We start from the raw sequence: 26,998 nt of genomic DNA on the forward strand, positions 1-26,998 counted from the left end.
AGGTCACCCCGTGTAACCGGGCGGGCTGCCGCGCCACACGACGGCGCGCGGCGCGCCGCGTTCACCCAGGTCGGAGCCCTGCCGGGCGGCGCCCGCGCCGTTCGCGGGCGCCTAGAGCAGCGCGAGCGCCGCGAGCGCGTCGCGCGTCGCGTCCTCGGGAGTCAGGCGCGACGCGGTCGTCACCTGGTCGATGCTCGCGTGGTCGAGGAACCGCAGCGGGATGCCCAGGTGCGCCTGCGGGGTGATGACCCCCTGCTCGGACGCGCGCTGGGCCAACGCCGACCCCACACCGCCGTCGACGACGCCGTCCTCGATCGTCACGACGAGGTCGTGCTCGCCCGCGAGCTTGACCAGGGCGGCCGGGACCGGCAGCACCCACGTTGGTGAGACGACGGTGACCTCGACGCCGTGCACCGCGAGCGCCTGACCGGTCTCCAGGGCGCATCCGGCCATCGAGCCGATGCCCACGAGCAGGACGCGGCGCGCGGCGGCCCCGCCTGCGGGCGCCGCCTCGTAGCGGGCGACGACGTCGACACCGTCGAGCTCCGAGACCGCCGGGATGGACTCGACGAGCGCGCTCTTGGGGTAGCGCACCACCGTGGGGGCGTCGTCGACGTCGACGGCGGCGCGCAGCGCGGCGCGCAGCGTGACCTCGTCGCGCGGCGCGGCCAGGCGCAGGCCGGGGACGGCGCGCAGCATCGCCATGTCCCACATGCCGTTGTGGCTCGCGCCGTCGTCACCCGTGATGCCGGCGCGGTCGAGCACGAACGTCACGCCCGCCTTGTGCAGCGCGATGTCCATGAGCACCTGGTCGAACGCGCGGTTCAGGAAGGTCGCGTACACCGCGACCACCGGGTGCAGGCCGGCGAAGGCCATGCCGGCGGCCGAGGTCGCCGCGTGCTGCTCGGCGATGCCGACGTCGAAGGTGCGCTCGGGGAACTCCTTGGCGAACGGCGCCAGGCCCACGGGGGCGAGCATCGCGGCCGTGATGGCCACCACGTCGGGGCGCCGACGCCCGATCTTGACGATCTCGTCGGCGAACACCGAGGTCCACCCGAAGCGCGAGGGCGCCACCGGCAGTCCGGTCTCGGGGTGGATCTGCCCGACGGCGTGGAACCGGTCGGCGACGTCCTGCTCGGCGGGCGTGTAGCCGCGCCCCTTCTCGGTGATGGCGTGCACAATCACGGGAGAGCCGTACCCCTGGGCGAGCGTGAGGGCGCGCTCCATCGCCGCCTCGTCGTGCCCGTCGATGGGCCCGATGTACTTGATGCCGAGGTCCTCGAACATCCCCTGCGGCGCCACGACGTCCTTGAGGCCCTTCTTCAGACCGTGCAGCCAGTCGTAGGCGAACCGTCCGGGTGGGCCTGAGCGGAACAGGGTGCGCTTGCCCCAGCCGAGGAACTGCTCGTAGCCGCGCGTGGTGCGCAGCGTGTCGAGGTGGTGGGCCAGGCCGCCGATGGTCGGCGAGTACGAGCGCCCGTTGTCGTTGACGACGATGACCACCCGCCGATCCTCCGACTCGGCGATGTTGTTGAGCGCCTCCCAGGCCATGCCTCCGGTCAGGGCGCCGTCGCCGATGACGGCCACCACGTGCCGGTCCTCGAGGCCGCGCACCTGGTTGGCCTTGGCGATGCCGTCGGCCCAGCTCAGCGCCGTCGACGCGTGGGAGTTCTCGACGACGTCGTGCTCCGACTCCGCGCGCGAGGGGTAGCCCGACATGCCGCCCTGCTTGCGCAGCGCCGAGAAGTCCTGACGGCCCGTCAAGAGCTTGTGCACGTAGGTCTGGTGGCCCGTGTCGAACACGATGGTGTCGCGCGGCGAGTCGAAGACGCGGTGCAGCGCGATGGTCAGCTCGACGACGCCGAGGTTGGGGCCCAGGTGGCCACCGGTCCGCGAGACGTTGTGGACCAGGAACCGCCGGATCTCCGCGGCGAGCGCAGGCAGCTGATCGGGCGACAGCCTCCGCAGGTCGGCGGGCGACGTGATGCCGGCCAACAAGCCCATGTGCACTTCCTTCCGAGCGACCAGCCGCGCCACCGGACGCGGACCGATCAAGCCTAGGCGCTCCGACAGACTGCGCAGGACGGGCTCGCGGCGCGCCTCAGGAGCGTGCACCCGATCTGCACGCCGCCCCCACGGCCCCATGGCCGCGCGTAGGCTCGACGACGCCGGCGCAACGCCTTCGCCGGAACGCGAGCGCGCCGCCCGTGCGCGCCCTGTTTGGAGGAGCCATGCGCTTTCTCGACGGGCAGCAGCCCACCACCGACCTGACCTACGGCGACGTGTTCTTGGTGCCGTCCCGCTCGGACGTCGCGAGCCGCTTCGACGTCGACCTGTCGACCGACGACGGCACGGGCACCACGATCCCGATCGTCGTCGCCAACATGACCGCCGTCGCCGGCCGGCGCATGGCCGAGACCGTGGCCCGCCGCGGCGGCCTCGCGATCATCCCGCAGGACATCCCGGTCGACGTGGTCGCGGACGTCGTCGCCGGCGTCAAGTCCAAGGACCCGGTGGTCGAGACGCCCGTGACGGTCGGCGCGCACGACACGGTCTCCACGGTGCTGACGCTGCTGGGCAAGCGCGCGCACGGCGCCGCGGTCGTCGTCGAGGACGGGCGACCCGTCGGCGTCGTCACCGAGGCCGAGTGCCTGGGCACCGACCGCTTCACGCAGGCGGGCCGCGTCATGTCGAGCGACGTCGCGCGGTTCGACGCCGACGAGCTCGCGGCGCTGGGGCTTGAGGCGGCGTTCGAGCGCCTGCACGCGGCCAAGACGGACCTGGCCGTCGTCGTGCGCCCCGACTCCGCAGGCCCGCAGGCCGGGGCGCTCGTGGGCGTGCTGACGCGCAAGGGCGCCGTGCGCTCGACGGTCTACTCCCCCGCGCTCGACGCCGCTGGGCGCCTGCGGGTCGGCGCCGCGGTCGGCATCAACGGCGACGTCGCCGCCAAGGCCAAGGAGCTGCTCGCCGCGGGCGTCGACGTGCTCGTCGTCGACACCGCGCACGGGCACCAGACGCGCATGCTCCAGGCGCTCGACGCCGTGCGCACGGTCGCGCCCGACGTGCCGGTCGTGGCGGGCAACGTCGTGACGGCCGCCGGTGTGCGCGACCTGGTCGCCGCCGGCGCCGACATCCTCAAGGTGGGCGTGGGTCCCGGCGCCATGTGCACGACGCGCATGATGACCGCCGTCGGGCGCCCGCAGTTCTCCGCGGTGCTCGAGTGCGCCGCCGCGGCGCGCGAGCTCGGCACGCAGGTGTGGGCCGACGGCGGGGTGCGGCACCCGCGCGACGTCGCGCTCGCGCTCGCGGCCGGCGCGTCCCAGGTCATGGTCGGCTCGTGGTTCGCGGGCACCTACGAGTCCCCGGGCGACCTGCACGACGACGGCGCCGGGCGTTTCTACAAGGACTCGTTCGGCATGGCCTCCGCGCGCGCGGTGGCCGCCCGCACGGCCGGCGAGGGCACGGCGTTCGCCCGCGCCCGCAAGGGCCTGTTCGAGGAGGGCATCTCGAGCGGCAAGATGTACCTCGACCCGGTCCGCGCGGGCGTCGAGGACCTGCTCGACGAGATCACCTCGGGCCTGCGCTCGGCGCTCACCTACGCGGGGGCGCGCACGCTCGCGCAGTTCGCCGAGCGCGCCGTGGTCGGCATCCAGTCGGCGGCCGGGTACCAGGAGGGCATGCCGGTCCCCACGTCGTGGTGACGGCGCACGCCGCGGTCGCGCATGGTGACGGCGGTAGCCTCGAGGCGTGACCGACACACCGCGCAGCGCGCGGGACCAGCTCGCCGCGCTCGCCGCCGACCCCGCCTTCCCGGGCCCGTGGCCGCACGCGCGCGGGGCCCTCGACGACCGCGCGGCCCGCGCCGCGGCCGTCCTGGTCCTGTTCGGGGTGCTCGACCAGCTGCCCGCGGACCACGAGGCGCAGCACGAGGCCGTCTCACACGACCTCGACGTGCTGCTGCTGCGCCGAGCCGCGACCCTGCGCTCGCACGCCGGGCAGGTCGCGTTCCCTGGCGGGCGGGTCGAGTCGGACGAGGACGTGGTCGCCGCGGCGCTGCGCGAGGCGCGCGAGGAGACCGGGCTCGACGTCGCGGGCGTCGACGTGCTCGGCACCCTGGCGACGCTGCCGATGCCCGTCAGCAACCACCTCGTGACGCCCGTGGTCGGCTGGTGGTCGACGCCGTCGCCCGTGGGCGTGGTCGACGCCGGTGAGTCGGCGTACGTCTTCCGCACGCCCGTCGCCGACCTGCTCGACCCCGCGCACCGCTACACCACGGTGCTGCGGCGGGGCAGGGCCACGTGGCGGGGCCCCGCGTGGCTCCTGTCCGTCGACGGCGTCGAGCACCTCGTGTGGGGCTTCACCGCCGGGGTGCTCGACGCGATGTTCACCCACCTCGGCTGGACCGAGGACTGGGACCGCGGGCGCGAGCTCGAACTGCCGTGACGGCGTGAGGGCCGAGCTCGACGTCACCGTGGCGCTCGCACGGGCGCTGCTGCGCGAACAGCACCCGGACCTCGCGGCCCTGCCGCTGCGCGTCGCGGCGAACGGGTGGGACAACGTCATGGTCCGGGCGGGCGAGCGCCTGGTGCTGCGGCTGCCGCGACGCGCGGCCGCCGCCCCGCTCGTCGAGCACGAGCGGGCCGCGCTGCCGCTGCTCGCGCCGACCCTGAGGCGTGCGGTCCCCGACGTCGTCGTGCCCGTGCCGCTCCGGGCGGGCGCTCCGAGCGCGGCGCTCGGCTACCCGTGGCCTTGGAGCGTGGCGCCGTGGGCCGACGGCGTCGCCGCGGCCGCCACGCCCGTGCCCGCCCGGCGCGCGTGGGCGCCCACGCTCGGCCGACTGCTCGCCGCGCTGCACCGCCCGCCCGGCGGCGGCGTCCTCGCCCCGCACAACCCGTTCCGCGGCGTGCCGCTGCGCCAGCGCGCGCGTCCCGCGCTGGCCGAGACGGAACCCGGCGCCCGGCTGTGGGACGCCGCGCTCGCCGCCGCCCCCTACGACGGGCCGCCCGTGTGGCTGCACGGCGACCCGCACCCCGCCAACCTCGTCGTGGCTCCCGCCTCCCACCACGGGGCGCGGGACCGCCTCGCCGCCGTCGTCGACTTCGGCGACGTGACGGCGGGCGACCCCGCGAGCGACCTGGGATCCTTGTGGCTGACCTTCGACGCCGCGGGGCGGGCCGCGTGCCGCGACGCGCTGACGACGGCGGGCGCCGGCCCGGGCGGAGCCGGCTGGGACGAGGCCACCTGGACGCGGGCACGCGGCTGGGCGCTGGTGTACGCCTCGGCGATGCTGGCCCATCCCGACCTGCACCCGGGCCTGGCGCCCATCGGCGAGCACGCCATCGGCGAGCTGTTCGCCGGGCGTTGAGGCTCAGCGCCGCGCGCGGCCGCGGCGCACCGCCCACACCGCCACGAGCGCGAACACCACGGCCCACACGACCACGTTGGCCACGCTCCACCACAGCGGGTCCTGCGAGGCGCCGCCGCCCACGTCGATGACCTGCCCGCGCAGCTGGGGGTAGCGCACGAGGCTCGCGTACCCGTACATCGGGGTGAATCTCGCGACCTGCAGGATCGTCCCCGACAGCGGCACGAACAGGTTGCCGAAGAACGCCAGCAGCACCAGACCCGCCGCGGCCACGCTCACCGCGCTCTCGGAGCGGAAGGTCTGCGCGATCGCGAGCCCGTAGAGCGCAAAGAGCGAGGCTCCCAGCCACGCGATGACGAACGTCGCCACCCAGATCCAGGCGGCGTCGGCGCGCGCCCCCGTGAGCGCGCCCACGACGAACACCGCCGTCACGCCCCCGGCGGCGATGATCAGCGCGACCGCCACCTTGGTCGCCACGTAGCCGGCCGGGCGCATGGGCGTCAGCCCGATCTGGCGGCCCCAGCCCTGCATGAGCTCGATGGCGGCCATGCCCGCCACTGCCGTCGTGGCGACCGACGCCCCATACACGGCCATCGACGCCATGACGTAGAACCGCACGGTGGCGTGCCCGGCGCTCTCGTCGCCCGCTCCGAAGGTCGTGCCGAAGATCAGGTACATCGCCACGGGCAGGCCGATGACGAACGCGATGTTGGCGACGTCGCGCAGTTGGCGCTGCAGGTCGATGCGCAGGTACGTGAGGTTCACCGATTGCTCCCCTGGGCCGCGGCGTCTTCGGTCAGGGCGAAGAACGCCGACTCGAGCGAGGGCGCGGTGACCTCCAGGTCGTGCCCACCGAGCGTCGTCAGGAGCGCCAGCGCGGCGGCGTCGGAGCCGGGGCCGACGGCGATCACGCGATCGCCCTCGGCGCGCGCCTCGCGCACGCCGTCCACCGCTCGCAACGCCGCGAGCGCGCCCTCGACCGTCGCCGACGGGACCGTCGCGGCGACCATGCGGTCGCCGACGAGGCTGCGCAGCTCGTCGGTGGGCCGGTCGGCCCGGATGCGGCCGTGGTCGATGAGCACGGTGCGCGGCGCGAAGGCCTGCGCCTCCTCCAGGTAGTGCGTCGCGAACACGACCGTGCGCCCCGCGTGGGTCTCGGCCCGCATCGTCTCCCAGAAGTCGCGCCGCGCGCCGGCGTCCATGCCCGCCGTGGGCTCGTCGAGCACCAGGATCTGCGGGTCGGGCAGCAACGCGAGCGCGAACCGGAGCCGCTGCTGCTCGCCGCCTGAGCACTGGCTCACCTTGCGGCGTGCGAGGTCGGCGATCCCGGCGCGCCGCATGACCTCGGGGACGCGGGCGTCGGCGCCGTGCAGCGCGGCGATCGACCGGACCGTCTCCTCCACGCGCAGGTCACGCAACAGCCCGCCGGTCTGCAGCACCGCGGACACCTTCCCCGCGGTGACGGCCTGGCGTGGGGCGAGGCCCAGCACCTCGACCGCGCCCGACGTCGGCGGGACCAGGCCCAGCACGATGTCGAGCGTCGTCGTCTTGCCCGCGCCGTTGGGGCCCAGGAACGCGACGATCTCCCCCGGCGCGACCTCGACGTCGATCCCGTCGACGGCGACGACCGGCCCGGCCCCGTCGCGGCTCGGGTACTCCTTGCGCAGGCCACGGACGCGCAATGCCGGTGCGGTCATGGCCCCATGCTCGCCCATGCGGGCGGCGCCGTCGAGGGCGCCGCGCACGCACGACGGCGCCCCGACCCTGCGTGGAGGGTCGGGGCGCCGTCGTCTCGGTCAGGCAACCAGCGAGCGCAGCACGTACTGCAGGATTCCGCCGTTGCGGTAGTAGTCGGCCTCTCCGGGGGTGTCGATGCGCACGACCGCGTCGAACGCGACGGCGGAGCCGTCCGCCTTGGTGGCCGTCACGGCGACCGTCGAGGGCGTCGTGCCCTCGTTGAGCGCGGTGACGCCGACGATGTCGAACGTCTCGGTCCCGTCGAGGCCGAGCGACGCGGCGCTCTCGCCGGCCGGGAACTGCAGCGGCAGCACACCCATGCCGATGAGGTTCGAGCGGTGGATGCGCTCGAACGACTCGGTGATGACGGCCTTGACGCCCAGCAGCGCGGTGCCCTTGGCGGCCCAGTCGCGTGACGAGCCCGAGCCGTACTCCTTGCCGCCGAGCACCACGAGGGGGATGCTGGCCGCGGCGTAGTCCTGCGCGGCGTCGTAGATCGTGTCCTGGGCGCCCTTGACGAAGTTGTGCGTGAAGCCGCCCTCGACGCCGTCCAGGAGCTGGTTCTTGAGGCGGATGTTCGCGAACGTGCCGCGGATCATGACCTCGTGGTTGCCGCGGCGCGAGCCGTAGCTGTTGAAGTCGCGGCGCTCGACGCCGTGCTCGGCCAGGTACCGGCCGGCCGGGCTGTCGGGCTTGATCGACCCGGCGGGCGAGATGTGGTCGGTGGTGACCGAGTCGCCGAGCTTGGCCAGCACGCGCGCGCCGGTGATGTCGGTGACGGGGGCCGGGGACGCCTGCATGCCGTCGAAGTACGGGGGCTTGCGCACGTAGGTCGAGGTGGGGTCCCACGCGAACGTCGCGCCCGTGGGCACCTCGAGGGCGCGCCAGCGCTCGTCGCCCTTAAAGACGTCGGCGTAGTCGGCCTCGAACATCTCCCGGTCGATGGACCCCGCGATCGTCCGCTCGACCTCGTCCGGCGTCGGCCAGATGTCGCGCAGGAACACCGGGATGCCCTCGTCGTCGACGCCCAGCGGCTGGGTGTCGAAGTCGAAGTCCATCGTTCCGGCCAGGGCGTAGGCGATGACCAGCGGCGGCGAGGCCAGGTAGTTCATCTTGACGTCGGGGTTGATGCGGCCCTCGAAGTTGCGGTTGCCGGACAGCACCGAGACGACCGACAGGTCGTGCTCGTTGACCACGGCCGAGACCTCCTCGGGCAGCGGGCCCGAGTTGCCGATGCAGGTCGCGCAGCCGTAGCCCACCAGGTGGAAGCCGAGCTTCTCGAGGTACGGCCACAGGCCGGCCTTCTCGTAGTAGCCCGTGACGACCTGCGATCCGGGCGCCATCGAGGTCTTGACCCAGGGCTTGGACGACAGGCCCTTCTCGACCGCCTTCTTGGCCAGCAGCGCGGCGGCGAGCATGACCGACGGGTTCGAGGTGTTGGTGCAGCTCGTGATCGACGCGATCACGACGTGCCCGTGGTCGAGCTCGGTCGCCGTGCCGTCCGCCAGCGTCACCGGGGTGACCTTGTGCGGGCGGTGCGCGACGTCGCCGTGGCCGGCGGCCACGGGCGCGTCGCTCGCGTCGGAATGGCCGAGAGCGACGGAGTCGGAGGCCGGGAACGACTCGGCCGAGGCCTCGTCGAGGCCCGTGAGCGAGTCGTCACGGAACGGCGCCGCCTCGCTCGCGTCGACGTAGTCGAGGATCGAGGAGGCGAAGGACTCCTTGGCGCCCGACAGCTCGATGCGGTCCTGCGGACGCTTGGGGCCGGCGATCGACGGCACGACCGTCGACAGGTCGAGCTCGAGGTACTCGGAGAACACCGGCTCGAGCGACGGGTCCAGCCACAGACCCTGCTCCTTGGCGTAGGCCTCCACGAGGGCGAGCTGCTCGTCGCTGCGGCCGGTCAGTCGCAAGTAGTCGATGGTGACGGAGTCGATCGGGAAGATCGCCGCCGTCGAGCCGAACTCCGGCGACATGTTGCCGATGGTCGCGCGGTTGGCGAGCGGCACCTGCGCGACGCCCTGGCCGTAGAACTCGACGAACTTGCCCACCACGCCGTGCGCGCGCAGCATCTGCGTGATCGTCAGCACGACGTCGGTCGCGGTCACGCCTGCGGGGATCGAGCCAGAGAGCTTGAAGCCCACCACGCGCGGGATGAGCATCGAGACGGGCTGGCCCAGCATGGCCGCCTCGGCCTCGATGCCGCCGACGCCCCAGCCCAGCACGCCCAGGCCGTTGACCATGGTGGTGTGCGAGTCGGTGCCCACGCACGTGTCGGGGTAGGCGCGCAGCACGCCGTCGACCTCGCGCGTCATGACGGTGCGGGCCAGGTACTCGATGTTGACCTGGTGCACGATGCCGGTGCCCGGCGGCACGACCTTGAAGTCGTCGAACGCCGTCTGGCCCCAGCGCAGGAACTGGTAGCGCTCGTGGTTGCGCTGGTACTCCAGCTCGACGTTGCGGGCGAACGCGTCGGCGCGCCCGGCCACGTCGATCTGCACCGAGTGGTCGATGACCATCTCGGCCGGGGCGAGCGGGTTGATGCGGTCGGGGTCGCCGCCGAGCGCGGCGACGGCCTCACGCATGGTCGCGAGGTCGACGACGCACGGCACACCGGTGAAGTCCTGCATGATCACGCGCGCGGGCGTGAACTGGATCTCGGTGTCAGGCTCGGCCTGCGGGTCCCACGCGGCCAGCGCGCGGACGTGGTCCGCGGTGATGTTCGCCCCGTCCTCGGTGCGAAGCAGGTTCTCGGCGAGGATCTTCAGCGCGTACGGCAGGCGCTCGACGCCCTCCACCGCGGACAGCCGGAAGATCTCGTAGGCCTTGCCTGCGACCTCCAGCGTCCCCTTCGATCCGAATGTGTCCACGCTGCTCACTACGGCTCCTCCACAGGGATTCCGCGCCACACGCGTGGGCGCGCGGCGCTGCGTTTCGCGGGCTTGGCCCGGCGTGCCGGACCCCGTCCCCAGCATAGCCCAGATATCTTGACGTCAAGATACTTAGCCTCGCCTCACCTCGGCGGCCTGATCAGCGCGTCAGCAGTGCGACCGCCTCGACGTGGTGCGTCATCGGGAACAGGTCGAAGGCCCGCAACCCGGTCAGCTCGTACCCCAGGTCCGCGAGGTAGGCCACGTCGCGGGCCAGCGCCGCCGGGTCGCACGCGACGTACACGACACGCGATGGGCCGCGCCGCGCGATCGACTCGACCACGGCCCGTCCTGCCCCGGCGCGCGGCGGGTCGAGCACGACGACGTCCGCTGCGCCCACGTCCGCTCCCCCGGCGTCGCCCTCGGCGAGCACCCGGTCGACCGCGCCGAGGCGCAGCTCGACCTGGGGCAGGTGATGGGCGTTGCGCCGCGCGTCCTTGACGGCGCGCGTGTCACCCTCGACGGCGATCACCCGACCGGCCTCGCCCACCACGGCGGCCAACGGCAGCGTGAACAGGCCCGCGCCCGAGTACAGGTCGAGCACGCGCGCGCCGGCGACGTCACCCGCGGAGTCGAGCACGGCCCCTGCCAGGACGGCGGGCGCCTCGCGGTGCACCTGCCAGAACCCGTCGGCGGCCACGCGGTAGCGGAACGCGGCGGGCTCACCCACGGGCGCGGCGGCGCGCAGCGGCGTGACGACCTCGGCCACGGCGCGGCGGGCGTTGGGCCGCCGGTCGACCCGGCCCCCGCGCCACAGCTCGCCGTCGACCAACAGCACCGGCTCCGACCCGTCGGCGGGCGCCACGAGCTCAAGGCGGGCGCCGGGCGTCCACCGCCGGGTGAACACCTCCTCGCGCTCGGCGAGCGCCGCAACGTGCCCCGTGGCGAGCGGCATGTCGTCGAGCGCGAGGACGTCGTGCGACCGGAACCGGCGCATGCCCGCACGCCCGGCGCCGTCGGCGACCAGGTCCACGCGCGTGCGGTACCCGAGCCCACCGCGCTCGTCGTCGCCGGGCGCCGGCTCGACCACGACGTCGCGCTCGATCCCCGCCAACCGCCGCAACTGCTCGACGACGACGGCGGCCTTCCACCGACGTTGCCCGTCGAGCGAGACGTGCGCGAGCTCACCGCCGCCGACGCCGCCGGGGCCCGCGGCGGGCCAGGCGGACGGGACGCGGTCCGGCGAGGCGTCGGCGAGCACCTCGACGGCGTCGGCACGCCAGAACTTGGGGCCGCCCTCGGTCACGACGGCGCGCACGCGCTCGCCGGGCAGCGCGTGCCGCACGAACACGACGCGGCCGTCGAGGCGGGCGACGGCGTGCCCGCCGTGCGCGACGGGGCCGACGACGAGCTCGACCTCGCGTCCGGCGTCGGTGTCGACCTCGGCCGGGCGGGGCCGCGGACGGCGGTGGGCGGGACGGGAGACGCGCGGGGAGTGGGGCACCTGGCCATTCTCCCAGCACGCGCGACCGGGGCGAACCTCAGAACCGCGGAACGCGGCCCTGCACGTAGGTGGTGTCCTCCAGACCCGTGTGCCCCTGCGAGGACGAGAGCTGCCACGGCACCGACGCGACCACCACGCCGGGGGTGAACAGCAGCCGGCCCTTGAGGCGCAGCGCCGACTGGTTGTGCAGCAGCTGCTCCCACCAGTGCCCGACGACGTACTCGGGGATGTAGACCACCACGAGGTCGCGCGGCGACTCGCGCCGGATCGAGCGCACGTACTTGAGGATCGGTCGGCTGATCTCGCGGAACGGCGAGTCGAGCACCCGCAGGGGCACCGGCAGGTCGAGCGACTCCCAGCGTGCGGTCAGCTCGGCGATGTCGTCCGCGTCGACGCCGACGGTGACGGCCTCGAGCACCGAGGGGCGCGAGGCGCGCGCGTAGGCCAGCGCCCGCATGGTCGGCTTGTGGATCTTGGAGACCAGCACCAGCGCGTGCACGCGGCTGGGCAGCGCGCGCGCCGCCGCGACGTCGTCGAGCTCGAGCTCGTCGCGCACGCGGCCGTAGTGCCGGTGGATCGCCAGCATGAGCACGTAGAGGGCCGCCATCGCCAGGATGGCGATGTACGCGCCGTGGGTGAATTTGGTCAGCAGCACGATGATGAGCACGAACCCCGTGCAGCCGAAGCCCACGACGTTGATGACCCGCGAGCGCAGCATGCGCTTGCGCTCGACCGGGTCGGGCTGACGGCGCAGCTCGCGCGTCCAGTGCCGGACCATGCCGAGCTGGGACAGGGTGAACGACACAAAGACGCCCACGATGTACAGCTGGATCAGGCGCGTGACCTGGGCGTCGAACGCGAGGATCAGCACGACCGCCGCGACCGCGAGGGTGAGGATGCCGTTCGAGAAGGCGAGCCGGTCGCCGCGCGTGTGCAGCTGCCGCGGCAGATAGCCGTCCTTGGCGAGGATCGAGCCGAGCACCGGGAACCCGTTGAACGCGGTGTTGGCGGCGAGCACCAGGATCAGGCCCGTGATGGCGGAGATCGCGTAGAACGCGGGCGAGAAACCCTGGAACACCGCGGCCGCGAGCTGGCCGATCGTCGGGTGCTGCGCGTACGTCTGCGGCGGCGGCGCGCCGTTGAGCGTGAGCTGTGTGGCCGGGTCCTCGACGTACTTGACGCCGGTCGCCTGCGCGAGCAGGAGGATCGCGACCACCATCGACGCCGAGATCGAGCCGAGCAGGGCGAGCGTCGTGGCCGCGTTGCGGGACTTGGGCTTGCGGAAGGCGGGGACGCCGTTCGAGATCGCCTCCACACCGGTCAGCGCGGCGCAGCCGGAGGCGAACGCGCGCGCGAACAGGAAGGCCCCCGCCAGGCCCATGAGGCCCTGGTCGAACCCGGCGCTCGGCGCCACCTCGAAGTCGTGGCTCTCGGCCATCGGCAGCTCGCCCGCGAAGTACCGGACCGCGCCCACCGCCGCCATGAGGCCGATGAGCGCCATGAAGCAGTAGGTCGGGATCGCGAACAAGGTGCCCGACTCGCGCACCCCGCGCAGGTTCACCAGCGCGAGGACGACGACGGCGACGACGGCGGCCGTGGCCTCGTGGCCGCGCAGCGCCGGGATCGCCGAGGCGGCGTACTGCGAGGCCGAGCTGATCGACACCGCCACGGTCAGCACGTAGTCGACCAGCAGCGCCGAGGCGACCGACAGGCCCGCGGGCGCGCCCAGGTTGGTGGTCGCGACCTCGTAGTCGCCACCGCCCGAGGGGTAGGCGTGCACGTTCTGTCGGTAGGACAGGACGACCACGATGAGCACGAAGACGACGCCCAGGCCCGCCCACAGCGACACCGTTGAGGCGGCGACCCCGGCGATCGCGAGGGTCAGCAGGATCTCGTCGGGGGCGTAGGCGACCGACGAGAGCGCGTCCGAGGCGAAGACGGGCAGCGCGATGCGCTTCGGCAGCAACGTGTTCCCCAGGTGCTCGCTGCGCATGGGGCGACCGAGCAGAATGCGTTTAGCGGCGTCCGCGATGTCCGACACGGCGCCCACTGTAGGCGCGCCGAGCACCGAGCGCGTGTGTCGGCCGCGCCGTGGCGCCGCGTGTAGCGTTCGTGACGTGCACTTCGTGATCATGGGCTGTGGCCGCGTCGGCGCCTCGCTCGCACAGGAGATCGAGTCGCGCGGCCACTCGGTCGCGGTGATCGACCAGAACCCCGACTCGTTCCGGCGGCTCGCAGGCGACTTCGGCGGTCAGAAGGTGACGGGCATCGGCTTCGACCGCGACACGCTCATCCAGGCCGGCATCGAGGACACCTACGCGTTCGCCGCCGTGTCCGACGGCGACAACTCCAACGTGCTCGCCGCGCGTGTCGCGCGCGAGACGTTCGGCGTCGCCAACGTCGTGGCCCGCATCTACGACCCCAAGCGCGCCGAGATCTACCAGCGGCTCGGCATCCCGACCGTCGCGACGGTGCGGTGGACCGCCGACCAGGTGCTGCGCCGCATGCTGCCCTTGGGCGCCACCGACGAGTACCGCGATCCGTCCGGCGAGGTCCGGCTCGTGCAGATCGACTACCACGCCGGATGGACGGGCCGGTCGGTGCGCCGCATCGAGGAGGCGACGGGTGCGCGCGTGGCGTTCCTGTCCCGCTACACCGACGGCGTCATGGTCACCGGCGACACGGTGCTGCAGGAGAACGACGTGCTGCACGTGCTGCTGCGGTCCGACGACGCGGACCTGGTCGAGCGGACGCTGACCCACGCCCCCGAGAAGGAGGACTGACCGATGCGCGTCGTCATCGCCGGGGCCGGCTCGGTCGGGCGCTCGATCGCCCGCGAGCTGCTCAGCCACGACCACGAGGTTGTGCTCATCGACAAGAGCCCGGCGGCCATGCGCGTGGCCCAGGTGCCCGACGCCGACTGGCTGCTGGCCGACGCGTGCGAGTTGCCGACCCTGGAGAACGCCCAGGTCGCGCAGGCCGACGTCGTCGTGGGCGCCACGGGCGACGACAAGGTCAACCTGGTCTTCTCGCTGCTGTGCAAGACGGAGTTCGGCGTCCCGCGCACGGTCGCGCGCGTCAACAACCCGCGCAACGAGTGGATGTTCGACCAGTCGTGGGGTGTGGACGTCGCGGTCTCGACGCCGCGCATCATGACGGCCATGGTCGAGGAGGCCGTCGCGGTGGGCGACGTGGTGAAGATCTTCACCTTCCACCAGTCGGGCGCCGACATCCTCGAGCTCACGCTGCCGCCGGACTCTCCGCTGGTCGGCACGCGCGTGGGCGCGATCGACTGGCCCGCCGACACGGTGCTGGCTGCCATCGTGCGCGGCCCGCTGCCGATCGCGCCGTCGGTCGACGACACGCTGGAGGCGGGCGACGAGCTGCTGCTGGTGACCGGTCGCGACGTCGACACCGACACGCTGCAGACCCTGCTGGTGGGCGGCTCCGCACAGTCGCACTCAGCGCGCTCGGACTCAGCCCAGGCGGACGCCGCGCAGATCTAGCGCGCCTCTGCCGGCTGCTCAGGGGCCAAGGCGTGCGGGTGGGCGCCGCGCACCACCGCCCATGTCAGCCACAGCACGAGCCCCCACAGCGGCACGCCGAGCACGAGCCGCGCGGTGCCGAGCCACCCGACGGAGTCGTCGAGGTAGAGCGGCACCTGGACGGCGAGCCGCAGCGCGAACATGCCCACCCACAGCCAGGTGGCGACCGTGTAGCGGCGCACCAGGGCGCGGTCTGCGCGCCACGCGGTCATGCCCGCGAACGGGTTGGCGCCCTCAGCGCTCTGCTCGCGCGCCCGCTCCGCGGTCAACCCGGCGCGCAGCGCCTCGACGACGAGCCCGACCGCGGGCCAGCGCGCGAGGATCGAGGCGAGCACGAGCACGAGGTAGGCGGCGTTGGTCCATAGCCCGATGGCGAAGAAGTTGCCCGCCTCGCCCGAACGCCACGCCCAGATCACGCCCACGGCGATGCCGGCGAGCCCGCCGAGCGCCTGCGTCACCGGGGTGCGCTGGGCCAGCCGGACTGCGACGGCGACGAGCCCCGACACGGCGGCGGCGGCCAGCGACCAGCCCAGGTCGCGTGACGCGACGTAGACGACGACGAACAGCGTCCCAGGCAGCACCGTCTCGACGACGCCGCGCACGCCGCCGACGGCGTCGGCGAACGAGAACGTCTCGCCCGTCACGGCCTGCAGGCCGCGGCGCGCCGGCGGCGTGGCCGGCTGCTCGCGGGCGCTCACTCGCCGGCCTTCGGACGCAGCTCGTAGCGCGGGTTGAACATGGTGCGCCGACCCTCGGCCTCACACACCATGCCCTCGACGCAGATGCGCCGGCCCGGCTCGACCCCGGCGATGGTCCGTCGGCCCAGCCACACCAGGTCGAGCGCCCCCGAGCCGTCAAACAGCTCGGCTTCGACCGACGGCACGCCGTCGCGCGGACGCAGCACGACCGAGCGCAGCACCCCGGCCGCCTTGCCGCGCTGGCGCGGGGTCAGCGTAGAGACGGCGACGCAGCCTTGGGTCTTGGCGGCCTCGGCCCGCTCTTCGCCCGCGGCGACGGAGTCTGCGGAGGCGAACACCTGCCGGACGGCGGTGCGCAGCGACATCGTGAGCCCCTGACCTCAGCGGATCTCGGTGATCTCCGGCCCGCGCGTGAGCGGGTCGAAGGCGGGCGTCTTGGCCTGGGGCTCTGCGGCCTCAGCGGGGGCCTGCGCGCCGCCGCTGTTGGGCAGCGTGAGCGTGAGCAGGTCGCGCGGCGGGCGCGGGCTGTCGTCGCGCACGACGACGACGTTGGCGAACACCGACTCCAGCGCGCGGGCCGCCTCGGGGTCGACCGCCGCGGCGCCCGTCAGCACGCCGCGCAGGAACCACCGGGGACCGTCCACGCCCACGAAGCGGGCCGGGCGCACGCCCTGGCGCCCGTCGGCGCCCTGCGCCGGGATGCGCGCGATGAGCTCGCGCCCGAACGGGCCGGGGACGTCGTCGACCGTGCCGCCCTGGGCGGTCACCGACGTGCTGATCTCCTCACGCACCTCGTCCCAGATGCCCCACGTGCGCGGCGCGGCGAAAGCCTGGACCTGCAGCCCCGAGCCCGCGAGCGTCGCCGAGACTCCGGTGACCTTCTTCGTGCGCTTGTCGATCTCCATGCGCAGCTCAAGGCCGGGCATGACGGGCAGCCAGATCGCGCCCAGGTCCACACGCGGTCCCATGGTCGCGACCTCGGCCGCGTCGAACGGGCCCTTGCGCGCGGGCTCTGCGGCGTCCGCGCCGTCCTGCTGCGCGGCCTCGACGACGTCGTGCGTCGCGGCCGCCTCGGGCTCGGCGGCCTCACTCTTCGACGCGTTGCGCCGGAACAGACCCACGCGGGGCTCCTTCACTCGATCGCAGGCGCGCCGCATCGCGGCCGCGCCGTTCTTTCGTCTCCACACTAGCCCGGTTGGGCCCCGCGGCCGTCACCTCGGCCACCGCGTCACCCCTGCGCCGACGCCCAGCCGCCGCTCGACCCGAAGCCGCCCTCGCCGCGGTGTGATCCGGGCAGCGTCTGCGCGCGCACGAACCGCGCCCTCTCGACGCGCTGGATCACCAGTTGCGCGACGCGGTCGCCGCGCCGCAGCCGGACCGTCTCGGCGGCGTCGGTGTTGAGCAGCGTGACGCGCAACTCGCCGCGGTACCCGGCGTCGACGGTGCCCGGCGCGTTCACGATGGTCAGGCCGTGCTTCGCCGCGAGGCCCGAGCGCGGGTGCACGAACGCCGCGTACCCGTCGGGCAGCGCGATCGCCACACCCGTCGGCACGGTCACGCGCCCCTGTGGCGCAATCTCGACGTCGACTGTCGTCACCAAGTCCGCGCCCGCGTCGCCCGGGTGGGCGTAGGAGGGCACGGGGACCGCGTCGTCGAGCAGACGGATGAGGACGTCGACGGTCGTGTCACGGGGCTGCGGGTGCTCGGTCACGGGCCGAAGCGTACGCGGCCACCGCCGCGCACGGGGCAGGATGGGGCCATGCGCAGCGTCTCCCCCACCCCCGACTACCGCGAGCGCCTGGTCCCCGGCCCGGGCTTGCTGGCCGCGGCGGCCTGCGCCGGGCTGCTGATCCTGGTCGTGCTGCTGCCCGTGGCGCCGGTCGCGGCGATCGTCGCGGGCGTGGTGGTCGCCGTCGCGGGCGTGGCCTGGATGGTGCTGGCCGCGCCGGTCGTCGAGGTGGTCGGCGCGCAGTGGCGCGCGGGGCGCGCGCACGTGCCGGTCTCGCTGCTGGGCGACCCGGTCGTGGTGGCGGACCGCGCGCATCGCGACCGCGAGCTGGGCGCGCGCCTCGACGCGCGCGCCCACGTGGTGCTGGTCTCCTCGATCGCGACCGGGGTGCGCGTCGCGCTCGACGACCCGCAGGACCCCACGCCGTACTGGCTGGTCTCGACTCGGCGTCCGCAGCAGCTCGCGGCAGCGCTGCGCGCCGCCGGGGCGCGTACGGATCAGGCCGGTCCGGACGAGCCAAGGGCCGTCACGCCCGAGGCGTGACGGCCCAGCACTCCCCGGCGCCCGGCGGGCGCGTCGGGTCTGCGGACGCGTGTCCGCGGCGTCGCGCGACGCTCAGGCCGCGCACTCCGAGCAGACCATCTGGCCGTTCCTCTCATACGCCAGCTGGCTGCGGTGGTGGACGAGGAAGCAGGACGTGCAGGTGAACTCGTCGGCCTGGCGGGGAAGCACGCGCACGGCGAGCTCCTCACCGGAGAGGTCGGCGCCCGGAAGCTCGAAGCCCTCCGCCGCCTCCGTCTCGTCCTCGTCGACAACACCCGACGTCTTGTCGGAACGGCGCGCCTGGAGCTCCTGGATCGAGTCCTGCTCCACGTCCTCGTCGTTCTTGCGGGGGGCGTCGTAGTCGGTTGCCATCGCTGTGGTCACGCTCCGTGATCTCGGTGTCGGTACGCGCAAGTAATGCTCGGGCTCCGGGATTTGTTCCCGATCAGCCACCGGATTGTGCCCTATGTGGACAGTCCCCGCGAGGCGATCCGCGCCACGCGTCGAAGAACCCCCCACGACCTGCACAAATGGCGGCGCGTGACGCACGTGGTCGCGACACCGGCAGCCGGCGCGCTGAGTCTCAGACGCCGTCGGGCGCGTCCGCCGCCGCGGCCTCGAGCAGGCCGACGAGCTGGTCCAGGCCGGCCCCGCGGCCCGCGACGGTCATGGTCGGCCCGGGCGCGCCGCCGCGCAGCCCGACGACGCGCGCGCCCGCCTCGGTCGCCACGAGCGCGCCGGCCGCCATGTCCCACGGGTTGAGTCCCCGCTCGTAGTACAGGTCGAGCGATCCCTGCGCCAGGAGGCACAGGTCGATGGCGGCGGACCCGAGGCGGCGGATGTCGCGCACCTGGGGCAGCACGTGAGCCAACACCTGCGCCTGGTGCGCGCGGCGTGAGGCCGCGTACCCGAAGCCGGTCCCGACCAGGCTCAGGCCGAGCGGGGCCGGCTCGACCGGGCGCAGCGGGACGCCGTCGAGCGTGGCGCCCTGGCCCAACCCCGCGCTCCAGGTGCGCGCGCCCACGACGTCGTGCACGCAGCCGGCCAGGATGGTCCAGGCGGACGGGTCGGGGGGCCCGGCGACCACGGCCACGGACACCGAGAACGCGCTGACGCCGTACAGGTAGTTGACCGTGCCGTCGATCGGGTCGACGACCCACGTCAGCCCGCTCGTGCCCGGCACGTCGTCGCCCTCCTCACCGAGGATCGCGTCGGTCGGCCGCTCGGTCGCCAGGCGCGCGACGAGGTGCTCCTCGACGGCCCGGTCCATCGCGGTCACGGGGTCGACGTCGGACGACTTGGTGGCGGCGACCGTCACGCGCTCGGGGCGACGGGCGCGCACGACGGCGCCGGCCTCGGTCGCGAGGGACTCGGCGAGCGCGCGCAGGGCGGGGACGGTGACGCCTTCGGGCAGGACGGGTGCTGTACTGGTCACCGGCCCATCCTGCCCCGGGTGCCCCACCTTCCGCTCCAGCCCGCTCCGGGGGCGGGCAAGACCCAGCCGCGCCGCAGCGAGACCAGACGGATGCCGCTGACGAGCAGCACCACGAGCGCCTGCGACCACAGCGCGAGCCACCCCTGCCACCACAGCAGCACGGTGACGATCGCGCCCAGGAACGCCGGAATCGCGTACAGCTGGCGGTCGGCGAGCACGAGGGGCACCTCGTCGACCAGGATGTCGCGCAGGATGCCGCCGCCGATGCCCGTCAGCACACCGACCATGATCGCCGCGAGCGGTCCGGCGCCCAGGGCCAGGCCCTTGGTGGTGCCGAGCAGGACGAAGAACGCAAGCGCCCACGCGTCGAGCACGATGACGGTGCGCCGCATGCGCTCGACGCTGGGGTGCAGGAAGAAGATCACGATCCCGGCGACCAGCGCGGTCGACACGAACCTCCAGTTCGCGATGCCGACGGGCGGCGTCGCGCCGATCAGCACGTCGCGGATCACACCGCCGCCCAATCCGGTCGCCCAGGCCAGCACCAGCACCCCGAAGGCGTCGAAGCTCTTGCGCACACCCGCCAGTCCGCCCGACAGCGCGGCGAAGAACACGCCGGCCAACTCCAGCGCCGTGTCGACGTGCAGCTCGGCGAGCCAGTCCAAGAACGCGGTCACGGGAGACATCCTGCCGTCAGTCGGCGTGCCCGGATCGGCGGCACACCGGCGCGGTTGCAGGCCGCACACGGCGCACGGTGGCACGCTCGATCCGTCAGTACGTCGGCGCGGGGGCGCGTCATGGCCCCGCCGAGGAGGAAGCATGGCCGAGCTCGAGCTCGTGAGGGTGCACACGGACGGTGGCCACCTCGTCCTGCGCTCTGCCGACGGCACGGAGCACTCCCTGCCCGTGACCGACGCGCTGCGCGCCGCGCTGCGTGACGCCGCGCGGTCGGGCGCCACGCCTGACGCCGGCCTGGCGCCCGCCGCCACGCGGGAGCAGTCCCCTGCCGCCGGCCTGCGCCCGCGCGAGCTGCAGGCGCGCCTGCGCGCCGGCGCCACGGCCGAGGAGCTCGCCGCCGAGTCGGGGCTGCCCGTCGAGCATGTCCGGCGCTACGAGTGGCCCGTCCTGACCGAGCGCGAGCACGTCATCGGCATGGTGCGCGGCCACCAGGTCGTCGGCGTCGCGGCCACCAGCGAGCTCGGCGAGATCGCCGACTCGCGCCTGGCGGCCCGCGGGGTGCGCGCCGCCGACGCCGTCTGGTCCGCGCGACGCGAGGGCGCCGCGCCCTGGGTCGTCGAGGTGAGGTTCGCCGCCGGTGACCGCGAGCGCAGCGCGCGCTGGACGTTCGACCTGCGCGGGCGCGTGGTCACACCGCTCGACGACGAGGCGCGTTGGCTCGGTCAGCCGGACGACCCGGTGACCCCCGAGGTGCGCGGCGTTCCCTCGCTCTCGGCGCGGCGCGGCCCACGAGGCGACGCCGCGCGCGGATCGGCGGACCGCGGCGCCTCGTGGGCCGTCGACGACGAGACCGACGTGCTGCTCGACGACCTCGCCGGACGGCGTGGACACCGGCCGCCCCCACGCGGGCGACGGCCGGGGACGACGTCGATCCCGGCGGTCCCCGCGGCCGCCCAGAACGACGGCCACGACGACGGCCACGACGACGGCGTCGACGCCCGCGTCGAGGGGCCTCGGCCCGACGCACCGGTGCGCGAGCGCGGGCCCGCGCCCACCCCGGAGCCCGTCGCCGAGGCGGGTGGAACCGGTGCGAGCGTCGTCGACCTCGGGCGCTGGAACCCGCGCCGCGGCCGCGATCGCTCGGTGTCGCCCGGCGCCGGACCGGGCGCGACACAGCCCGCGCTCCTGCCGTTGCCCGATTCGACCGCGCCGAACGGTGACGAGGCGAAGGGCGCGGGTTCGGCGCCCCAGGCCGAGCCGCAGTCGGCCGCCGATCGCGGCGGCGCCGGCGACCACAGCGGCGCGCACGGTGAGCCCGCCGGGCGCGAGCCGGGTCCCGGAGCCGATGACGCGCCCGACGCCGACCACGTCGCCACCGCCTCCACCCCGGCGGCCAGTGGCGCGCCCGCGACCCCCGGCCGCGGCGTCCCCGCTGCGCGGCGTTCGGGCCGCAAGGGCCGGGCCCAGGTCCCCAGCTGGGACGAGATCGTCTTCGGGGCCCGCCCCGACGCGTGAGCGACGCCTCAGCGGCCGCGGTGGGGCGTCACGGCAGATCGAGCCGCGACTCGTGCGCAGACGCGCGCTGCCGGGCCGAGGCCGCCGTCATCCGCCGCATGTGGTGGCGGCGGCACAGCACCTCATAGGCCACGATCGCCTCGGCGGTGGTGTCGCCGACCACGACCTGCTCGCCCTCGACCACCATGACGCCGCCCACGGTGCGCGCGTTGTGCGTGGCGCGCCGCCCACACCAGCACAGGGCCTGGACCTGCAGGATCTCGGTGCGGTCGGCGAGCTCGATGAGGCGGGCCGATCCGGGGAAGAGCCGGGTGCGGAAGTCCGAGGTGATGCCGAACGCGAACACGTCGATCTCGACCTCGTCGACCAGCCGCGCCAACTGCTCAACCTGCGCGGGTGAGTAGAACTGCGCCTCGTCGCACACGATGTAGTCGACCAGGCGCCCACGCTGGCGCTCCTGCTCGACCACCCACCAGAAGTCGGTCGAGTCGTCGACCTCGCGCGCCCCTGTCTCCAGTCCCAGGCGCGAGGAGATGCGGGCCGCCCCGGCCCGGTCGTGGCGGGTGAAGACCAGTCCGGTGCGTCCGCGCGCGGCGTAGTTGTAGTCGGTCTGCAGCGCGAGGGTCGACTTGCCGGAGTCCATGGTGCCGCTGAAGAAGACGAGCTCGGCCATGTGGGGATCCTCGCAGATCAGGCGGTCGCGGCCAGGAGCGGGACGGTCATCTCCTCGGGCGTGAGCGAGCCGTGCACGCCCGCCAGCCCGAGCGACGCCGGGGTCTGCGTGCGCGAGTCGACGATCGTCAGGCGCCCGCACGGCGCGACGACGACGTCGCCCACCCACGCCAGTACGTGCTCGGCCACCGGGCCGAACCACCCCGCCGCGACCGCGTCGGCGCGCTCGACCACCACGGCGCGCTCGGCCAACACCTCGCGCCACCGGCCGGCGACGCCCGCCGCCGCGGCCGGGTCGCCGCCCGTGTACAGGTGCACGGCGCGTGGCTCGCCGCCGACGAGGTCGACGCCCTGGGCCAGGGCGGGTGTGGTCGCGACGTCGAGGCGGTCATCAGGGTCGACCTCGATCTGACCGTGGTCGGCCGTCACGAGCACCAGCGTCCCGGCGGGCAGGGACCGCACGAGCCGCGCGAGCTCACGGTCGAACGCCTCCAGCTCGTCACCCCACTGCCATGACTGCCAGCCGTGGTGGTGGCCCGTCTTGTCGACGTCCCCCCAGTACAGGTAGGCGAGGCCGGGGGCGCGCAGCGCCCGCACGACGCCGTCGACCCGCTGGGCCAGCGACTCGGCGGCCACGTACTGCGCGCCGCGCAGCGCGGCCAGCGTCATGCCCGACCCGGCGAACCGCGACGGCCCGACCGAGGTCACCGCGACATCGGCCGCCACGAGGCGCTCGAACACCGTGGGCTCGCGCTGCAGCGTCGGGGCGGGCACCGGCAGCACCCCGGCGAGCGTCTGACCGCCCGGGCGCGAGACCCGCGAGGGGTCCGACTGCTCGGTCCACGACACCATGTTGGCCAGCCCGCCCGTGGCGGGATTGCGCTGCGTGTAGCCGAGCATGCCGGTCAGTCCGGGCGCGGCGCCCGTGCCGAACGCGCTGATCGCCGCGGCCGTGGTCGAGGGGAACGTGGTGCGCAGCGCGCGCGTCTCGGCCAGGCGCCCGCGCAGGAACGGCGCGTGTCCCGCCCGCTCGGCGAGGTTGAGCAGGCCCAGGCCGTCGCACAGCACGACGACGACGCGCTGCGCCGCAGGCAGCCCGAGCGCGGCCGCGCACGACGCCGAGCGCAGCCCGGTCGACGTCGTCACCTCGACGCCCAGCGCCCCGGCTGCGGCGGGCAGCACCGCCGCCAGCGAGTCCAGGCCGTAGGTGGGGGCGAGCATCCCGGCGGGCAGGACGGGGGCGGCCACCTCAGGCCCGCCGCGCGGTCGCCGCGGACAGCTGGCGCGCGAAGGCGACCGCGCGGCGCACCGCGTCGGGGCCCTCGGCCGCACTGGACACCCGCACGACCACGTCGTCAGGCATGAGCTGGCCGGTCAGGCCGTGGTCGGCCTCGCACTGCGGGTCACCGCACGTGGCGGGCTCAAGCTCCAACCGGGAGACCGCGCCCCAGCCGATCACGAGGCTCAGCTCCGAGGTGTGCGCGCCGCCACGCCCCGACCGGTAGGCGGCCGGCTCGGCGACCATGTGCGTGAGCGAGACCGACCGGATCTCACCCAGGGCCACGGTCTCCGTGGTCGCCGCGGCGGACGACGGGTGGGCGTGGTCGCCCTCGTGGTCGTCGACGTGCGCGGTCACCAGACGCGAGGCCGTCAGCACGAGCACCGTCAGGTGACGGCGCACCTCGGAGTCGAAGGTCGTCTCGGCCTGCACCAGGTGACCCATGACCGGCTCACCCGCGAGCGCCACGTCGAGCACGTCGACGACGAGCTGCGGGTAGTAGCCGGCGCGCACGATCTCGGCGTGCAGGTCCGCGGGCAGGGTCAGGTCGGTGGCAGAGCGCTCGGGGTGGGGCACCGGCCCATTGTTCCACCACGGCTGTGCGCGCCGTCGGCGGCGATCGCCTCGCCGTCGTCGCGACGGCGCGCGCGGATCGCCGACGGCGCGCCGCGGACCGCGCGGCTCAGGCGGCTCAGGCGGGCAGCGCGCGGCGCAAGGGGTCACGCCGCTCCTGTGCGTGGCGCACCCGCACGGCGGCGTGCAGGATCGAGGCGCCGTGCTCGCCCGCCACGACGGGGTACAGCTCCACCGAGGCGAGCTCGGGCAGGTCGTCGGCCATGACCGAGACGCGCGCGACGACGTCCTCGACCGCAGCGACGTCGGCGAGCGGGGCGCCCTGGTACCCGAACAGGCGCGGCGCGGCGCGCACGGCCCGCACGAGCTCACGCACGTCGACGTCGGTCAGCGGCGCGACGCCTGAGGCGACGTCGCCCAGCAGGTCGACCGCGTCGCCCGCGAGCCCGAACGAGACCACCGGGCCGAACAGCGGGTCCTCGACCGAGCGCACCACGACGGCGGCTCCGGCGGGCGCCATCGACTGCACCTCGAGCACCGGCTCGACGCCCGCGGCGCGCGCGACGGCGGTCATGCGCTCGACCGCGTCTCGCAGCTCGTCGCCGTCGCCGAGGTCGAGGCGCACGCCGCCAAGGTCGGTGCGGTGCCGCAGCGCGGGACTGGCCGTCTTGAGCGCGACGGGCCACCCGAGCGCCCCGGCTGCGGCGACCGCCTCCTCGGCCGAGCGCACCTGGGCCACACGCCAGGGGCGCAGGCCATAGCAGTCGAGCAGCTCGGCGGTGCGGGCGTCGTCGAGCAGGAGGCCGTCGTCGCACTCGTCGGGGTTCGGTCCCTCGCGCAGCGCCGCCTCGACCACGCGCCGGGCGCGCGGGCGGTCAACGCCCGGGGGCCGCACGGGCGCGCCGTGGTCCTGCTCGCGCCAGCGCGCGTAGGCGACCACCTTGCCGAGCGCGGCGACGGCGTCCTCGGGCGTCGAGTAGGCGGGAACGCGCACCGTGACGCCGTCGGGGGCCGTTGCGGCCAGCTCGTCCGGCATCCCGTGCAGGCCCACGACCGACACGACGGTGGTGCGCCCCGAGCGGGCGGCCGCCTCGGCGACCGTCCGGGCGACGACGTCGCCGCGGGGCATCACCACGGGCACGTCGACCACGACGACGGCGTCGCACGCGTCGTCGGCGTAGAGCGCCTCGACGCTGCGTCGCACGTCATCGGCCGAGCGCTCGGGCGCCAGGAAGTCGCTCGACGCCGCGACCACGAGTCCGTGCGCCGCGGCGGCCTCGGCGACCAGCGCGGCCAGCGCGGCCGAGCTGGCGAGGATGCCCACGCGGCCGCCGCGTGGCAGCGGCTGGTGGGCCAGCACCTGGGCGATGTCGATGAGCTGGTGGGTGTTCTCGGCACGGATCACCCCCGACTGCCGCAGCATCTCGTCGAGCATCGCGCGTGGGGTGTGCGTGGCCCGCACCGCGTGCCCGGGCGGGACCACCTGCCCGGAGCGGCCCGCGACCACGGCCACGACGGGCTTGTCGGCCGCCAGCCGCCGCGCCACGCGCGTGAACTTGCGCGGGTTGCCGATCGACTCCAGGTACAGGCACGCGACCTGTGTGGCGGGGTCGGTGAGCCAGTACTGCATGAGGTCGTTGCCCGAGACGTCGGCGCGGTGGCCCGCCGAGACGAGCGCCGAGACGCCGAGCCCGCGCCGCTCGAGCGTCGCGGTGAGCGTGACCGCCGCGGGCGCCGACTGGCAGAAGATCCCCACGACGCCGGGCGCGGGCGGGCGCTCGGCGAGGCTCGCGCGCAGCCGCGCGCCGGGCACGGTCGAGACGATGCCGTACGAGGCCGGCCCGACGACGCGCATACCCAGGCCGTGCGCGGCGCGCAGCAGCTCGCGCTGACGCTCAAGGCCCGCCGGCCCCGTCTCGGCGAATCCGGCCGAGAGCACGACGACGCCGCGCACCCCCTTGCCGGCCAGTCGTCGCACCGCGCCGAGCGCGCGCTCGGCGGGCAGCGACAGCAGCACGAGGTCGACCTCGGGCACCTCGTCCCACGACTCCAGCCCGCGCACGGACGGCGTCGGCGGGAGCGGTCCGGGAGCGTCGAGCGCCAACAGCTCGGTGTCACCGGGATCGGCCGCGACCGCGTCGAGCACGCGCTGGGCCAGCAGGGCGGCCGACTGCCAGCCGGGCACGGCGCCGTCGGGCCGCTCCGGCCCCGGGCCCACCAGCAGCACACGCCGGGCCGACAGCAGCGCCTGCATGCTGCGCGCCTCGGCGCGGTGCTCACGGTCGGCCATGACCTGCCGCGAGCGCTCGGTCGGGTCGAGGTCGACCGACACGGTCACCACACCGTCGTCGATCTGCTGGCGCAGCCCGTAGCCCGCGTCGCGGAACACGGCGAGCATGCTGCCGTTCTGCGGCAGCACGTCGGCCGTGAACCTCCGCAGCCCGCGCTCGCGCGCGGCCGCGGCCAGGTGCTCCAGGAGGACCGAGCCGACGCCGCGTCCCTGCAACGAGTCGGCCACGTTGAAGGCGACCTCGGCCAGCCCGGGCTCGACGACGTCGTAGCGCGCGACGCCGATGATGTCCTCGACGCTCGCGTCGTCGGCCCCCGGGCGCACCGCGACGAGCGCGACGCGGTCGGTGTGGTCGACGTGCGTGAACAGCTCAAGCTCGCGGTCGCTCAGGCTGCGCACCGGGGCGAAGAAGCGGAAGTAGGAGGAGCGCTCGGACTGGTGGGTCTGGAAGCGCTGGAGCGCGTCGGCGTCGTCAGGGCGGATGGGCCGCAGGTGCGTGGTGGTGCCGTCGCGCAGCACGACGTCGGCCTCCCACGCGACGGGGTACGGCGGCGCCTGGCTCATT

At 74.4% G+C, this 26,998-nt stretch carries 24 protein-coding genes; 7 read left to right on the forward strand and 17 right to left on the reverse strand.

The annotated features are described in order from the left end of the window. Window positions 1–111: 111 nt before the first annotated feature. Window positions 112–2,004: a 1-deoxy-D-xylulose-5-phosphate synthase gene (dxs, locus tag EV386_RS06760; RefSeq protein ID WP_130413500.1), complete on the reverse strand. Its 1,893-nt coding sequence runs from the start codon at window positions 2,002–2,004 to the stop codon at window positions 112–114. A 227-nt stretch (window positions 2,005–2,231) separates the two neighbouring features. Between dxs and guaB1 the strand changes: the two genes are divergently transcribed. From guaB1 to EV386_RS06775, 3 genes are read left to right on the forward strand one after another with little or no spacing between them, the layout of a single operon-like run. Further along, window positions 2,232–3,701 (forward strand): GMP reductase, encoded by a 1,470-nt coding sequence (gene guaB1 / locus EV386_RS06765; protein ID WP_130413502.1) that lies wholly within the window; start codon window positions 2,232–2,234, stop codon window positions 3,699–3,701. A gap of 46 nt (window positions 3,702–3,747) precedes the next feature. Then, window positions 3,748–4,443, forward strand: a complete 696-nt coding sequence (locus tag EV386_RS06770) for an NUDIX hydrolase (protein WP_130413504.1) — start codon at window positions 3,748–3,750, stop codon at window positions 4,441–4,443. Between the two features lie 4 nt (window positions 4,444–4,447). Then, window positions 4,448–5,365 carry a phosphotransferase gene (locus tag EV386_RS06775; RefSeq protein WP_130413506.1) on the forward strand — a complete coding sequence of 306 codons (918 nt, stop codon included), beginning with the start codon at window positions 4,448–4,450 and terminating at the stop codon, window positions 5,363–5,365. A gap of 3 nt (window positions 5,366–5,368) precedes the next feature. Here EV386_RS06775 and EV386_RS06780 read toward each other — a convergent pair whose 3' ends face one another. From EV386_RS06780 to EV386_RS06800, 5 genes are all read right to left on the reverse strand, one after another. Continuing rightward, window positions 5,369–6,130 (reverse strand): ABC transporter permease, encoded by a 762-nt coding sequence (locus EV386_RS06780; RefSeq protein ID WP_130413508.1) that lies wholly within the window; start codon window positions 6,128–6,130, stop codon window positions 5,369–5,371. Further along, on the reverse strand, window positions 6,127–7,062 hold the full coding sequence (locus tag EV386_RS06785; protein ID WP_130413510.1) for an ABC transporter ATP-binding protein: 936 nt from the start codon (window positions 7,060–7,062) through the stop codon (window positions 6,127–6,129). Before EV386_RS06785 ends, EV386_RS06780 begins: the two co-directional genes overlap by 4 nt. A gap of 99 nt (window positions 7,063–7,161) precedes the next feature. Continuing rightward, complete coding sequence (locus EV386_RS06790) at window positions 7,162–9,981, reverse strand: aconitate hydratase (RefSeq protein WP_130413512.1); 2,820 nt, start codon at window positions 9,979–9,981, stop codon at window positions 7,162–7,164. A gap of 151 nt (window positions 9,982–10,132) precedes the next feature. Continuing rightward, window positions 10,133–11,476, reverse strand: a complete 1,344-nt coding sequence (locus EV386_RS06795) for a class I SAM-dependent RNA methyltransferase (protein ID WP_130413514.1) — start codon at window positions 11,474–11,476, stop codon at window positions 10,133–10,135. A gap of 37 nt (window positions 11,477–11,513) precedes the next feature. Next, window positions 11,514–13,517 (reverse strand): APC family permease, encoded by a 2,004-nt coding sequence (locus tag EV386_RS06800; RefSeq protein ID WP_130413516.1) that lies wholly within the window; start codon window positions 13,515–13,517, stop codon window positions 11,514–11,516. Window positions 13,518–13,608: 91 nt separating this feature from the next. On the opposite strand from EV386_RS06800, the gene EV386_RS06805 reads away from it, so the two are divergent. Together EV386_RS06805 and EV386_RS06810 are read left to right on the forward strand one after the other, a co-directional pair. Next, window positions 13,609–14,259: a potassium channel family protein gene (locus EV386_RS06805; protein WP_130416807.1), complete on the forward strand. Its 651-nt coding sequence runs from the start codon at window positions 13,609–13,611 to the stop codon at window positions 14,257–14,259. 3 nt (window positions 14,260–14,262) lie between these two features. Next, entirely contained in the window at window positions 14,263–14,982 is a 720-nt protein-coding gene (locus EV386_RS06810) for a potassium channel family protein (RefSeq protein WP_130413518.1), read from the forward strand. On the opposite strand, the gene EV386_RS06815 is transcribed toward EV386_RS06810, so the two are convergent. The 4 genes from EV386_RS06815 to dut all read right to left on the reverse strand — a co-directional run bounded on the left by EV386_RS06815 (window position 14,979) and on the right by dut (window position 17,430). Then, on the reverse strand, window positions 14,979–15,719 hold the full coding sequence (locus EV386_RS06815; RefSeq protein WP_242607857.1) for a DUF3159 domain-containing protein: 741 nt from the start codon (window positions 15,717–15,719) through the stop codon (window positions 14,979–14,981). The two genes, EV386_RS06810 and EV386_RS06815, sit on opposite strands and share 4 nt — an antisense overlap. Next, window positions 15,716–16,084 (reverse strand): OB-fold nucleic acid binding domain-containing protein, encoded by a 369-nt coding sequence (locus EV386_RS06820; protein WP_130413520.1) that lies wholly within the window; start codon window positions 16,082–16,084, stop codon window positions 15,716–15,718. The genes EV386_RS06815 and EV386_RS06820 overlap by 4 nt, the downstream gene beginning before the upstream one ends. A gap of 15 nt (window positions 16,085–16,099) precedes the next feature. Then, window positions 16,100–16,840 carry a DUF3710 domain-containing protein gene (locus EV386_RS06825; RefSeq protein WP_242607858.1) on the reverse strand — a complete coding sequence of 247 codons (741 nt, stop codon included), beginning with the start codon at window positions 16,838–16,840 and terminating at the stop codon, window positions 16,100–16,102. 107 nt (window positions 16,841–16,947) lie between these two features. Then, entirely contained in the window at window positions 16,948–17,430 is a 483-nt protein-coding gene (gene dut, locus EV386_RS06830) for a dUTP diphosphatase (protein ID WP_130413524.1), read from the reverse strand. Window positions 17,431–17,478: 48 nt separating this feature from the next. Between dut and EV386_RS06835 the strand changes: the two genes are divergently transcribed. Further along, window positions 17,479–17,991 carry a DUF3093 family protein gene (locus EV386_RS06835; RefSeq protein WP_130413526.1) on the forward strand — a complete coding sequence of 171 codons (513 nt, stop codon included), beginning with the start codon at window positions 17,479–17,481 and terminating at the stop codon, window positions 17,989–17,991. A gap of 72 nt (window positions 17,992–18,063) precedes the next feature. On the opposite strand, the gene EV386_RS06840 is transcribed toward EV386_RS06835, so the two are convergent. The 3 genes from EV386_RS06840 to EV386_RS06850 all read right to left on the reverse strand — a co-directional run bounded on the left by EV386_RS06840 (window position 18,064) and on the right by EV386_RS06850 (window position 20,103). After that, window positions 18,064–18,363, reverse strand: a complete 300-nt coding sequence (locus tag EV386_RS06840; RefSeq protein WP_130413528.1) for a DUF4193 domain-containing protein — start codon at window positions 18,361–18,363, stop codon at window positions 18,064–18,066. Between the two features lie 211 nt (window positions 18,364–18,574). Beyond that, on the reverse strand, window positions 18,575–19,426 hold the full coding sequence (locus EV386_RS06845) for an inositol monophosphatase family protein (RefSeq protein ID WP_130413530.1): 852 nt from the start codon (window positions 19,424–19,426) through the stop codon (window positions 18,575–18,577). Further along, on the reverse strand, window positions 19,423–20,103 hold the full coding sequence (locus tag EV386_RS06850; RefSeq protein WP_242607859.1) for a trimeric intracellular cation channel family protein: 681 nt from the start codon (window positions 20,101–20,103) through the stop codon (window positions 19,423–19,425). Before EV386_RS06850 ends, EV386_RS06845 begins: the two co-directional genes overlap by 4 nt. A 142-nt stretch (window positions 20,104–20,245) precedes the next feature. On the opposite strand from EV386_RS06850, the gene sepH reads away from it, so the two are divergent. Beyond that, complete coding sequence (sepH, locus tag EV386_RS06855) at window positions 20,246–21,619, forward strand: septation protein SepH (RefSeq protein WP_130413535.1); 1,374 nt, start codon at window positions 20,246–20,248, stop codon at window positions 21,617–21,619. A gap of 28 nt (window positions 21,620–21,647) precedes the next feature. Here sepH and EV386_RS06860 read toward each other — a convergent pair whose 3' ends face one another. The 4 genes from EV386_RS06860 to EV386_RS06875 form a co-directional block, all read right to left on the reverse strand. Further along, entirely contained in the window at window positions 21,648–22,292 is a 645-nt protein-coding gene (locus EV386_RS06860) for a thymidine kinase (RefSeq protein WP_130413537.1), read from the reverse strand. 17 nt (window positions 22,293–22,309) lie between these two features. Continuing rightward, window positions 22,310–23,539, reverse strand: a complete 1,230-nt coding sequence (locus tag EV386_RS06865) for an alkaline phosphatase family protein (RefSeq protein WP_242607860.1) — start codon at window positions 23,537–23,539, stop codon at window positions 22,310–22,312. Window position 23,540: 1 nt separating this feature from the next. Beyond that, entirely contained in the window at window positions 23,541–24,146 is a 606-nt protein-coding gene (locus EV386_RS06870) for a DUF5998 family protein (protein ID WP_130413539.1), read from the reverse strand. Window positions 24,147–24,261: 115 nt separating this feature from the next. Next, window positions 24,262–26,997, reverse strand: coding sequence for a bifunctional acetate--CoA ligase family protein/GNAT family N-acetyltransferase (locus EV386_RS06875; protein ID WP_130413541.1), 2,736 nt, complete (start codon window positions 26,995–26,997; stop codon window positions 24,262–24,264). Window position 26,998: the final 1 nt, after the last annotated feature.

Origin of the sequence: Xylanimonas ulmi (assembly GCF_004216535.1) — a bacterium.
GTDB classification, from domain to species: domain Bacteria; phylum Actinomycetota; class Actinomycetes; order Actinomycetales; family Cellulomonadaceae; genus Xylanimonas; species Xylanimonas ulmi.